Annotated in this window: 8 protein-coding genes; 2 read left to right on the top strand and 6 right to left on the bottom strand. The window is 61.0% G+C overall.

Going from position 1 to position 11925, the window contains the following annotated elements; all coding sequences use genetic code 11:
* Positions 1–287 precede the first annotated feature (287 nt).
* Positions 288–5156 carry an NAD-glutamate dehydrogenase gene (locus tag E4O97_RS06870; RefSeq protein ID WP_248161007.1) on the top strand — a complete coding sequence of 1623 codons (4869 nt, stop codon included), beginning with the start codon at positions 288–290 and terminating at the stop codon, positions 5154–5156.
* A 198-nt stretch (positions 5157–5354) separates the two neighbouring features.
* Here the strand turns inward: E4O97_RS06870 and E4O97_RS06875 are convergent, their stop codons facing one another.
* From E4O97_RS06875 to E4O97_RS06885, 3 genes are all read right to left on the bottom strand, one after another.
* Entirely contained in the window at positions 5355–6038 is a 684-nt protein-coding gene (locus tag E4O97_RS06875) for a GntR family transcriptional regulator (protein WP_078821218.1), read from the bottom strand.
* Between the two features lie 17 nt (positions 6039–6055).
* Positions 6056–6757, bottom strand: a complete 702-nt coding sequence (locus tag E4O97_RS06880; protein WP_248161008.1) for a FadR/GntR family transcriptional regulator — start codon at positions 6755–6757, stop codon at positions 6056–6058.
* 158 nt (positions 6758–6915) lie between these two features.
* A complete protein-coding gene (locus tag E4O97_RS06885; protein WP_177327440.1) occupies positions 6916–8241 on the bottom strand; it encodes a C4-dicarboxylate transporter DctA in 1326 nt (441 codons plus the stop codon).
* Between the two features lie 215 nt (positions 8242–8456).
* Here E4O97_RS06885 and E4O97_RS06890 point away from each other — a divergent pair, with 215 nt between their 5' ends.
* Positions 8457–9086 (top strand): DNA-3-methyladenine glycosylase I, encoded by a 630-nt coding sequence (locus E4O97_RS06890; protein WP_282445310.1) that lies wholly within the window; start codon positions 8457–8459, stop codon positions 9084–9086.
* A gap of 66 nt (positions 9087–9152) precedes the next feature.
* Here E4O97_RS06890 and E4O97_RS06895 read toward each other — a convergent pair whose 3' ends face one another.
* From E4O97_RS06895 to E4O97_RS06905, 3 genes are all read right to left on the bottom strand, one after another.
* Positions 9153–9554: a cupin domain-containing protein gene (locus E4O97_RS06895; RefSeq protein WP_078821220.1), complete on the bottom strand. Its 402-nt coding sequence runs from the start codon at positions 9552–9554 to the stop codon at positions 9153–9155.
* Between the two features lie 84 nt (positions 9555–9638).
* Positions 9639–11072, bottom strand: coding sequence for a PLP-dependent aminotransferase family protein (locus E4O97_RS06900; protein ID WP_032880836.1), 1434 nt, complete (start codon positions 11070–11072; stop codon positions 9639–9641).
* A 70-nt stretch (positions 11073–11142) separates the two neighbouring features.
* Positions 11143–11910 (bottom strand): SDR family oxidoreductase, encoded by a 768-nt coding sequence (locus tag E4O97_RS06905; protein WP_032880837.1) that lies wholly within the window; start codon positions 11908–11910, stop codon positions 11143–11145.
* Positions 11911–11925 lie beyond the last annotated feature (15 nt).

Genomic DNA, 11925 nt, shown 5'->3' on the forward strand with positions numbered 1-11925 from the left:
TACCGATGACCGAATATGTCGCAGCGTCGCAAGCAGCGGTCTTCCTACACTCGTTAAGCTGCGCAACGGATGTGCCCCGCGCCCGGCGCCTGACCTGCCCGTCGTACCGTCACCCGGCAAGGTGTGCATCTTGTGGAAGTTGTATGTGACCTGACTGTCCTGTCCAGCTTCACCCACCTGTCGGCCTGATTCGTTTATCGTGACCCACGAACAGAGCTGACGGTCTCCCCGCAAGGGGATAACACGCGACGCTTCCATCAATAACAAGCCCAAGCGGAGTACCACAGATGGCGTTCTTCACCGCAGCCAGCAAGGCCGACTTCCAGCATCAACTGCAAGCGGCACTGGCGCAGCACATCAGTGAACAGGCACTGCCACAAGTGGCGCTGTTCGCTGAGCAATTCTTCGGCATCATTTCCCTGGACGAACTGACCCAGCGTCGCCTTTCCGACCTGGCCGGTTGCACCCTGTCTGCCTGGCGCCTGCTTGAGCGCTTCGATCACACCCAACCGCAAGTGCGGGTCTACAACCCCGATTACGAACGTCATGGCTGGCAATCGACCCACACCGCGGTCGAAGTGCTGCACCATGACCTGCCATTTCTGGTGGACTCGGTCCGTACCGAGCTGAACCGCCGTGGCTACAGCATCCATACCCTGCAAACCACCGTGCTCAGCGTGCGCCGTGGCAGCAAGGGTGAGTTGCTGGAAATCCTGCCCAAGGGCACCCAGGGCGAAGGCATCCTGCAAGAATCGCTGATGTACCTGGAGATCGACCGCTGCGCCAACGCCGCCGAGCTGAACGTGCTGAGCAAAGAGCTGGAGCAGGTGCTGGGCGAAGTGCGCGTGGCCGTGGCCGATTTCGAACCGATGAAAGCCAAGGTCCAGGACCTGCTGGCCGGTATCGACGCCAGCGCATTCACGATCGACGGTGAAGAAAAAGCCGAGATCAAGAACTTCCTGGAATGGCTGATGGGCAACCACTTCACCTTCCTGGGCTATGAAGAGTTCGTGGTACGTGACGAGGCGGACGGCGGTCATATCGAATATGACGCCAGCTCCTTCCTCGGTCTGACCAAGCTGTTGCGCGCCGGCCTCACCGCCGAAGACCTGCGCATCGAAGACTACGCCGTGGCCTACCTGCGTGAACCGACGGTGCTGTCGTTCGCCAAGGCTGCACACCCAAGCCGCGTGCACCGCCCGGCGTATCCGGACTACGTGTCGATCCGCGAGATCAGTGCCGACGGCAAGGTCATCAAGGAACACCGCTTCATGGGCCTCTACACCTCCTCGGTGTACGGCGAAAGCGTGCGAGTGATCCCGTACATTCGCCGCAAGGTAGCGGAAATCGAGCGTCGCTCGGGCTTCCAGGCCAAGGCGCATCTGGGCAAGGAACTGGCCCAAGTGGTTGAAGTGCTGCCCCGTGACGACCTGTTCCAGACCCCGGTCGACGAGCTGTTCAGCACCGTGATGTCGATCGTGCAGATCCAGGAACGCAACAAGATCCGCGTGTTCCTGCGCAAAGATCCGTACGGTCGTTTCTGCTACTGCCTGGCCTATGTGCCGCGCGATATCTACTCCACCGAAGTGCGCCAGAAGATCCAGCAAGTGCTGATGGATCGCCTCAAGGCTTCGGACTGCGAGTTCTGGACCTTCTTCTCCGAGTCCGTGCTGGCCCGTGTGCAACTGATCCTGCGGGTCGACCCGAAGAACCGCCTGGACATCGACCCGCTGCAACTGGAAAAAGAAGTGGTGCAAGCCTGCCGCAGCTGGCAGGACGACTACGCCAGTCTGGTGGTGGAGAGTTTCGGCGAAGCCCACGGTACCAACGTGCTGGCGGACTTCCCCAAAGGCTTCCCGGCCGGCTACCGCGAGCGTTTCGCCGCGCATTCAGCCGTGGTCGACATGCAGCATCTGAACAGCCTCACCGAAGCCAACCCGCTGGTGATGAGCTTCTATCAGCCGCTGGGCCAGGTCTCCGGTCAGCGCGAACTGCATTGCAAGCTCTATCACGCTGACACCCCGCTGGCGCTGTCCGACGTGCTGCCGATCCTGGAAAACCTCGGCCTGCGCGTGCTGGGCGAGTTTCCGTATCGCCTGCGCCATGCCAATGGCCGTGAGTTCTGGATCCATGACTTTGCATTCATCGCCGCCGAAGGCGTGAACCTGGATATCCAGCAGCTCAACGACACCCTGCAGGACGCATTCGTGCACATCGTGCATGGCGACGCCGAGAACGATGCATTCAACCGCCTGGTATTGACCGCCGGCCTGCCATGGCGTGACGTTGCGCTGCTGCGTGCCTACGCCCGTTACCTCAAGCAGATCCGCCTGGGCTTTGACCTGGGTTACATCGCCAGCACCCTGAACAACCACACCGACATCGCCCGCGAGTTGACAAGGTTGTTCAAGACCCGCTTCTACCTGGCACGCAAGCTCACTGCCGACGACCTGGAAGACAAACAGCAACGCCTGGAACAGGCGATCCTCACCGCCCTGGACGACGTTCAGGTGCTCAACGAAGACCGTATCCTGCGTCGCTACCTGGACCTGATCAAGGCGACCCTGCGCACCAACTTCTACCAGACCGACGCAAACGGCCAGAACAAGTCGTACTTCAGCTTCAAGTTCAACCCGCACGCGATCCCCGAGCTGCCCAAGCCGGTGCCGAAGTTTGAAATCTTCGTGTACTCGCCCCGTGTTGAAGGCGTGCATCTGCGGTTTGGCAACGTCGCTCGCGGCGGCCTGCGCTGGTCCGACCGTGAAGAAGACTTCCGTACCGAAGTGCTCGGCCTGGTAAAAGCCCAGCAAGTGAAAAACTCGGTGATCGTGCCGGTGGGCGCCAAGGGCGGCTTCCTGCCGCGTCGCCTGCCATTGGGCGGCAGCCGGGACGAGATCGCGGCCGAGGGCATCGCCTGCTACCGCATCTTCATTTCCGGCCTGTTGGACATTACCGACAACCTGAAGGACGGCGCCCTGGTGCCACCGGCCAACGTCGTGCGTCATGACGACGATGACCCCTACCTGGTGGTGGCGGCGGACAAGGGCACTGCAACCTTCTCCGACATCGCCAACGGCATCGCTATCGACTACGGTTTCTGGCTGGGTGACGCGTTCGCTTCCGGCGGTTCTGCCGGTTACGACCACAAGAAAATGGGCATCACCGCCAAGGGCGCGTGGGTCGGTGTGCAGCGTCACTTCCGTGAGCGCGGCATCAACGTGCAGGAAGACAGCATCACCGTAGTGGGCGTCGGCGATATGGCCGGTGACGTGTTCGGTAACGGTTTGCTGATGTCCGACAAGCTGCAACTGGTCGCGGCCTTCAACCACCTGCACATCTTCATCGACCCGAACCCGAACCCGGCCACCAGCTTCGTCGAGCGCCAGCGCATGTTCGAGCTGCCGCGTTCGTCCTGGACCGACTACGACACCAGCATCATGTCTGAAGGCGGCGGTATCTTCTCGCGAAGCGCCAAGAGCATCGCCATCTCGCCACAGATGAAAGAGCGTTTCGACATCCAGGCCGACAAGCTGACCCCGACCGAACTGCTCAACGCCTTGCTCAAGGCGCCGGTGGACCTGTTGTGGAACGGCGGTATCGGTACCTACGTCAAGGCCAGCACCGAAAGCCATGCCGACGTGGGCGACAAGGCCAACGACGCGCTGCGTGTCAACGGCAACGAGCTGCGCTGCAAGGTGGTGGGCGAGGGCGGTAACCTGGGCATGACCCAACTGGGCCGTGTGGAATTCGGCCTCAATGGCGGCGGTTCCAACACCGACTTCATCGACAACGCCGGTGGCGTGGACTGCTCCGACCACGAAGTGAACATCAAGATCCTGCTCAACGAAGTGGTGCAGGCCGGTGACATGACCGACAAGCAACGCAACCAGTTGCTGGCGAGCATGACCGATGAAGTCGGCCACCTGGTGTTGGGCAACAACTACAAGCAGACCCAGGCCCTGTCCCTGGCCGCACGCAAGGCTTACGAGCGCGCCGCCGAGTACAAACGCCTGATGAGCGACCTGGAAGGCCGTGGCAAGCTGGACCGCGCCATCGAGTACCTGCCGACCGAAGAGCAGCTCACCGAGCGCGCTTCGACCGGCAAGGGCTTGACCCGTCCGGAGTTGTCGGTGCTGATTTCGTACAGCAAGATCGACCTCAAGGAAGCGCTGCTCAAATCCCTGGTGCCGGATGACGAATACCTGACCCGTGACATGGAGACCGCGTTCCCACCGAGCCTGGTGGCCAAGTTCTCCGAAGCCATGCGTCGCCATCGCCTCAAGCGCGAGATCGTCAGCACCCAGATCGCCAACGACCTGGTCAACCACATGGGCATCACCTTCGTGCAGCGACTCAAAGAGTCGACCGGCATGAGCCCGGCGAACGTCGCCGGTGCCTATGTGATCGTGCGCGATATCTTCCACCTCCCGCACTGGTTCCGTCAGATCGAAGCCCTGGACCACCAGGTGTCGGCCGACGTGCAACTGGAGCTGATGGACGAGCTGATGCGCCTGGGCCGTCGTGCTACGCGCTGGTTCCTGCGCAGCCGTCGCAACGAACAGGACGCCGGGCGTGACACTGCGCACTTCGGTCCGCATCTGGCAGCATTGGGCCTCAAGCTCGACGAACTGCTGGAAGGTCCGACCCGTGAAGGCTGGCAGAACCGTTACCAGGCCTACACCCAGGCCGGCGTACCGGAATTGTTGGCACGCATGGTTGCAGGCACTACCCACCTGTACACCTTGCTGCCGATCATCGAAGCCGCCGACGTGACCGGGCATGACGCCGCCGAAGTGGCCAAAGCCTACTTCGCCGTCGGCAGCGCCCTGGACCTGCCGTGGTACCTGCAGCAGATCAGCGATCTGCCTGTCGCCAACAACTGGCAGGCCCAGGCCCGTGAGGCCTTCCGCGATGACGTGGACTGGCAGCAACGGGCGATTACCATTTCGGTACTGCAAATGGCCGACGCGCCACAAGACATGGAAGCCCGCGTGGCCCTGTGGCTTGAACAGCACCAGGACATGGCTGATCGCTGGCGTGCCATGATGGTGGAAATTCGTGCTGCGGTTGGCACGGACTACGCCATGTACGCGGTGGCCAATCGTGAGTTGCTGGACCTGGCGTTGAGTGGTCAGTCGGTGTTGCAGCCGGCTTGATGCTTCGGTAAACCAAAAGCCCCCGCATCGTGAGATGCGGGGGCTTTTTATTGGAACACCATTTATCAAACACTGAAGGGCTAGTGTGGGAGGGGGCTTGCTCCCGATAGCGGTGGGGCAGTCAACACTTACATGGCTGACCCACCGCTATCGGGAGCAAGCCCCCTCCCACATTTGGATCTCCTTATTATCCGCAGGTCAGTGGTGTTTGAGTAGCCGGGTTTCCAGGTGATCCAGGTGCTGGGTCATCAGGGCGACAGCCGTGTGGGCGTCGCGCTGTTCCACGGCATCCACAATCGCCACATGCTCCTGCCACGCACAATACGTGCAGGCCTTCGTTTCAAATTGCGCAATGATCAACGACGTCAACGGCACCAGGCTGTTGAGAAACTGTGCCAACGGCGCATTGCCTGCCATGTGCGCCAGTTGCAGATGAAACTCTCCAGAAAACCGGATCGCCGGCCCACGCTGGTCACGCTCAATGGCATCGCGCTCCTGCGCAATCAGCTCGCGCAGTTGGCGGATTTGCATCGCTGTGGCCTGGGCGCAGGCCAGTTGCACCACGGTCATTTCGGTCAGGCGCCGTGCTTCCAGAATCTGCCGTGTGTGCTGGGCATCCGGCGCGGCGACCTGGGCGCGCTGGTTGGGGCGCAGGATGACCACTTGCTGATGGGACAGCTTGGCGAGCACCCGGCGAATCACGCTGCGGCTCACGCCAAAGAGTTCGCCCAGGCCTTCTTCGGTGAAGCGGCTGGCGGGCGCAATGCGTTGCTCAAGGATCGCGTCGAACAAGCGCGGGTAGATGTCGTCAACCGAAGGCTTCTTGCCCGACACCAGGCGCAGGCAGGGCAGAGGGTCACGTTGCAGGGCGTGGACGTTCATGGCCGGTCTCCAATTATTCAGCTGCCCAGATGGTCATTCGGGATATTCAAGCGAATGCCCATGCGCAAGCCTTCCTGCAGGATGTGCCGACGCATTTCGGCACTGGCCAGGGCGCTGTTCTTGTTGCGGATGGCGCGTACCACGGCTTCGTTCTCTTGCAGGCGTTCGGCCAGGTGTTCAGGGGAGTTGCGCAATACCTGGGCGCTTTGTTTGAGCGCGGTGCTGGTTTGCTGCACCACGTTCTGGAAGATCGGGTTGGAGGTCAGGGCAAACAGTTCTTCGTGAAAGTCGATGTAGGCGTTCATGCCCGCCTCGGCGTCGCCGGCATCCAGGGCTTCGCGCATGTCCATCAGCGTCAGGCGCAGTTGGCCGATTTCCTTGCTGCTGATGGATTGGGCGACCAGGCCGACGATGAAGGGTTCGAGGGTATAGCGCAGTTGCAGGATGTCTTCCAGGCTGGCGTCGGCCACCGCGTCGTTCGACTGCGGCTCGCTGACGCTGGTTTCCAGTACCACCACACCTTTGCCCGGCATGGAACGCACCAGGCCCAAGGTCTCCAGCACGATCACCGCTTCACGCAGGCTCGGGCGGCTGATACCCAGTTGCTCGGCCAGCTCACGCTGGCCTGGCAGCATTTCGCCACGCCTCCACTGGCCGCGTGCCAGGGCAGCGCGCAGTTTTTCTACCACTGAATTGACGACGGTTGAGGTGCTGATCACGTCGAAGGCTCCTTGATGTTGCTCATACAGTATTCAGTCTGGCAAAGGGCCAATGTGGGAGCTGGCTTGCCTGCGATGACTGAGTGTCAGGCACTACATTTGACGCTGACTCACCGCTATCGCAGGCAAGCCAGCTCCCACATTGGATGGGTGTTGTCCTAGAACTCCTGATGCGCCGGCAGCACCGGCTTCTTGGCCTGAAAGGCATAGCCCTGCTGGCCGTCGAGCACCTTGTTGGCACGCTGGATATCGATATCTTTTTCCCAGCGAGCAATCGCCACGGTAGCCACGCAGTTGCCGATCAGGTTGGTCAGCGCACGACCGATCCCCATGAACCAGTCCACCGCCAGCACCAACACCAGGCCCACCACCGGAATTGCCGGGATCGCCGTGAGTGTCGCCGCTAGAATCACCAATGCCGAGCCCGGAATGCCGTGGGCGCCTTTGGAGGTGATCAACGATACCAGGAGGATGGTCAGCAAGTCGGTCATCGACAGCGGTGTACCGGTGGCGTTGGCGATAAACACGATGGCCAGGGTCAGGTAGATCGAGAAACCGTCGAGGTTGAACGAGTACCCGGTGGGAATTACCAAACCCACGGTGGAACTGCCAATGCCCAAATGTTCCAGCTTGCGCATGATCTGCGGCAGCACAGCGTCGGACGAAGCGGTGCCCATCACGATCAGCAGCTCTTCGCGCAGGTACTTGAGCAGCGGCAGCATCCGCAGGCCGGACAAGCGCATTACCAGCCCGAGGATCAGCGCGACAAAGGCAAAGCACGTCAGGTAGAACAGCCCAACCAGGCTGCCCAGGTGTTGCAGCGAGTCCAGGCCGTAGGTGCTGGTGGTGAACGCGATGGCACCGAATACGCCAATCGGCGCCAGGCGCACGATCATGCCCATGATGCGGAAGATCACATGGCTAAGCTCATTGATCAGCCGCGAGATACCGCTGGCCGCTTCGCCCACCAGGTTCAGCGCACTGCCGAACAGCACCGAGAACAGCAGCACCTGTAACACGTTGTTATCGGCAAACGCACCGATCACCGAGTTGGGAATCAGGTCCATCAGGAACTGGCTGGTGCCCTTGATGTGTTGGCCCTTGTCGGCCAGCTCATTCAAGCCGGCGGAAGAGAGTTGCTCAAGATGAATATTGGCGCCGCTGCCGATGCCGGTGCTGAAGGCCATGATCAGGCCAAGCACCAGGGCGACGGTGGTCAGCACTTCAAAGTAGATCACCGACTTGAGCCCGATACGCCCGACCTTCTTCAAATCGCCGGCGCCGGAAATACCGCTGACCACGACACAGAACACGATCAGGCCGATCAGCATTTTGATCAGCTTGATAAAGCCGTCGCCCAGGGGTTTGAGTTGTGAGGAAAATTCGGGAAGGGCCAGGCCGCAGGCGATGCCGAGCATCAGGCCAATCACGACTTGCAGGAAAATCGAACGCGAGCACCATCTGAGCATGGGAGGGATCTCTATTCGGTGCCCTGGTGGTTCCAGGGCTTAATTGTTGTGGTCTTACCGGTAAGTCCAGTGCGCGGCCAGTCTACGCTTGGTTTTTTTCAAACAACAAGTAAATATTCAGCGGTTGGCAGGTCCCGGTCTGACCAGTTGGTCGGTAAGTACGGTGCTTGAGCGGTTGACGGGGATTAATTTTTTTTGCGTATCATCGCCTTGGGCATACGAGGTGATGGATGGACCAATCAGGGCTTACAACCGACGAAGCAGGGCGCATGTATTGCGCCTGGCGCACTGCAGCGCCTGCGTACCTGCATTACCACGACCACGAGTGGGGGGTGCCGGTGGCGGATGACATCGCGTTGTACGAGAAGATCTGCCTGGAGGGGTTTCAGGCGGGGATGGCGTGGATCACCATTCTGCGCAAGCGCGATAACTTTCGGCAGGCGTTCGAGGGTTTTGATTTTCGCCGGGTGGCGCAGTACGGCGAAGCGGACATTGAGCGGTTGATGAGCGAGCCGGGCATCGTGCGCAATCGGGCAAAGATCATCTCGGCCATCAACAACGCACGCCGGGCCTCTGAACTGGTGGAGGAGACCGGCTCGCTGGCGCGCTGGCTGTGGGCGTTCGAGCCCGGCGCAGAAGAGCGGCCGGCAGTGGTGGACATGGCTTACTGGACGGCCAATCCGACCTCAGCGGCTTCGATGCGCTTGTCCAAGGCCCTGAAGAAACGCGGCTGGACCTTCGTCGGCCCGACCACGATGTATGCGTTGATGCAGGCGATGGGGATGGTCAATGATCATCTGGAGGGTTGCGAGTGCCGGCTGCGCATTGAAGACCAGCGCGACCTATTCAAACGTCCCTGACCAGATACGGTTAAAACTGTGGGAGCAGGCAAGCCAGCTCCCCCATGGGTTTTGTGGTGTTGCTGATTATTTAGGAAGCGGGGTGAGTACCTCAGCCTTGTCATCCAGCACCATCACCACCAGCAGCCTGGCCGGTTGGGTCTGGCTGGCATTGCTTGACTCAAAATGCCGCGAGCCGGCCGGTTCGTAGAACGATTGCCCGGCTTTGTAGGTGATCGCCTTTTCATCATTGACCCGCGAGGTGATCGCGCCTTGCAGCACATAAGCCACCGCAGTGCCGGTGTGGCTATGGGGCACGGTGGCCTGGCCGGGGGCGTAGTCAACGGTGAGCATGATGGTTTTCTTGCCGGGCACGTTGGTCAAGGGGTGCTCCTGCAGCACCTTGAGCGTTTCCTGGTTGTATACCGGGTCGTGGGCAAATGCGCTGAGGGAGGTGAGCATCAGCGTGGTGGCGAGCAATCGTTTCATGATCAGGATTCCGCGTAGTTCGAGACCTCTTCACCCTACGCCGTAGCCTGTACGCCACCAATGACCAATACGCCGGAAAACCCCTTAGCCAATCTGCCGGAGAATATCGCGCACCTTGTCCAGCGCCGGATCGATGTCCAGGGTCTCGATGGCGCCGAAGCCGAAAATCAGCCCCGAGCGTAATGGCACGTCTTGGAAGAATACGTCCAGGGGGTACAACCCCACCTCGACCTGACGCGCCTGTTCTATCAGCAATGGGATATTCAACGCCACCTTGCACAATGCCGCCAGGTGAAAGCCCGCCACCGTCGGAACCGCCTCGAACCACGGTGACAGATCGCCCGCCAGACGCTGCAGTATTCGTTCGCGACGCCCCGCGTAGATGCTGTGGCAACGGCGAATATGCTTGAGCAGGTAGCCTTCGCTGATGAACTTGGCCAATGCCCACTGCGGCAGGGTAGAGCTGTGCTGGTCGGTCAACTGCTTGGCCTTGAGCACCGCGCCATAGATCGCTGGCGGCAGCACCGCGTAGCCCAGGCGCAACTCGGGCAACAGGGTTTTGGAAAAGGTCCCGACGTAGGTGACCACGCCTCGGGTGTCCAGGCTTTGCAGGGAGTCGGTGGGGCGCCCTTCGTAGCGAAATTCGCTGTCGTAGTCGTCTTCGATGATGATCGCACCCAGCTCGATTGCGCGGTCCAGCAGTGCCTGGCGGCGCCTCTGACTCATCGGCATGCCGAGGGGGAACTGGTGGGACGGGGTGACGTAGATCAGACGGGTGCCATCGGGGATCTGATCGACCTGGAGGCCCTGTTCGTCGACGGCCACGCTGGCGACGCTGGCGCCCATCGCTACGAACATTTGGCGCGCGGGGCTATAGCCTGGGTCTTCCATCGCGACCATGCTGCCGGGTTCCAGCACCACGCGGGCAATCAGGTCCAGCGCCTGCTGCGCGCCATTGGTGACCACGATATCGCTGGCGCGGCATTTGACCCCTCGGGAAAACGCGATATGCCCGGCGATGGCCTCGCGCAATGCCGGTAACCCTTCCGGTTGGCTGTAGAAACCACTGTTCTGGGCGATACGGCGCAGCGCATCCTGGGTGCAGCGTCGCCATTCGTCCTGAGGGAACTGGTTGCGTGCAGTCGCGCCGCCGATAAATTCGTAGCGCAGGATGCCCTCACGGGAAGGGTGGCCCATGGGCGAGGGCAGTGCTGCCCACTTGCCCAGGTTGGCGGCGCAGGCCAGGTCGGTGGCGGTTTGCACGCGATCGGGTTGGGGCGCCCACGCATTGACGAAAGTGCCGCGGCCGATCTTGCCGATCAGCAGGCCTTCGTACGTGAGGGTGGTGTAGGTATCCGACACCGTCTTGCGCGATACGCCCAGTTGTTCGGCGAGCAGTCGGCTCGGTGGCAGTTGCGTACCCGCCGACAGTCGCCCGGTGGCGATAGCTTCGCGCAGTTGCTGATAAAGCTGGGCAGCCAGGTCCTTGCGGCCATTGATGACGAGGTGCAGTTCCATGTTTCATCCTGGAGACAGATCGATCCGCGCCAAGGTTACGCGCAAATCGATCTGAAGAAACCAGGCAGTGTCAGGACAGGAAGCCGCCGTCTACATTCAACGACACACCGGTGGTGTAGCTTGACGCATCGCTGGCCAGATACAACACCGCGCCGGCCATTTCGCTGGGGTCGGCGACGCGCTTGAGGGGGATCTGCGCCAGGGCCACTTTCAGGATCGAATCGTTCTTGACCAGCGCCGAGGCGAATTTGGTATCAGTCAGGCCCGGCAGCAGTGCGTTGCAACGGATGCCGAATGCCGCGCATTCCTTGGCGAACACCTTGGTCATGTTGATCACGGCAGCCTTGGTGACCGAGTAGATGCCCTGGAACACGCCCGGCGAAATGCCGTTGATCGACGCCACGTTGATGATGCTGCCGCCGCCGTTCTCGCGCATCAGCTTGCCGGCTTCCACCGACATGAAGAAGTAACCGCGGATATTCACGTCGACCGTCTTCTGGAATGCGCCAAGGTCGGTATCCAGCACGTTGCAGAACTGCGGGTTGGTCGCGGCGTTGTTGACCAGAATATCCAGGCGGCCGAACTGTTCGCGGATGCCGGCGAACACCTGGGTAATCTGCTCCATTTCACCGATATGGCAGGCAATCGCCGTGGCCTTGCCGCCGTCGGCAATGATCGCGTCGGCGACGTGCTGGCAACCTTCCAGCTTGCGGCTGGAGACGATCACGTGGGCGCCTTGCTGGGCCAGCAGCTTGGCAATGGCCTCGCCGATACCACGGCTGGCGCCGGAAACGAAGGCGATCTTGCCGTCAAGGTCAAACAGGTTGGTCTTGGACATAAGGGTTCCTTGTGG

Origin of the sequence: Pseudomonas sp. W15Feb34 (assembly GCF_023127765.1) — a bacterium.
GTDB lineage: Bacteria > Pseudomonadota > Gammaproteobacteria > Pseudomonadales > Pseudomonadaceae > Aquipseudomonas > Aquipseudomonas synxantha_A.